The organism is Vibrio sp. 10N.222.55.C6 (assembly GCF_041473395.1).
Lineage (GTDB): Bacteria > Pseudomonadota > Gammaproteobacteria > Enterobacterales > Vibrionaceae > Vibrio > Vibrio crassostreae_C.
Map to the genome: position 1 here is coordinate 1 of NZ_JBFRSD010000083.1, position 460 is coordinate 460.

Consider the following 460-nt stretch of genomic DNA (forward strand, 5'->3'; position numbering starts at 1 on the left):
ACTTTTACCAGAGCAATCCACCATAGGAATTGGCAAAATACGACGCCAAGCGACACCATTAGATGCACACCCAGAACCACCGTTTGCTATGCAGGCGTTGGTATCTGACTCATATTGAGCATAGGTATAACTTCCGTCAGAATCGATCTCTCCCGTACCGGCATCAATCGTTATTTCATTGGTAGGTTCTGTAGTTACATAATCTGAAGGGTAATCAGATGCAGATAAGCCACCACCATAATCACCAAAACGAGTATTCAGGCCATCGCCTGTGGGACCAACCGTTCCTCCTGGTTTAGTGGTTATATTGTCACCAATCGCTACAGGATAACTATAGTTCCCACCCAAGCCTTCTTTAACTGTTTTACCACCAGAGCCGAAGTCCAATAGGTGATAATTACCATTACCCATTTCAGATAGTTTGTTATCCCCTACTTTAAGAGCATGAACGGTGCCGACT

1 pseudogene is annotated in these 460 nt (G+C 44.6%); it reads right to left on the reverse strand.

The features are described from left to right. A pseudogene (locus tag AB4486_RS22645) lies at positions 1-460 on the reverse strand (pilus assembly protein); the annotation flags it as partial.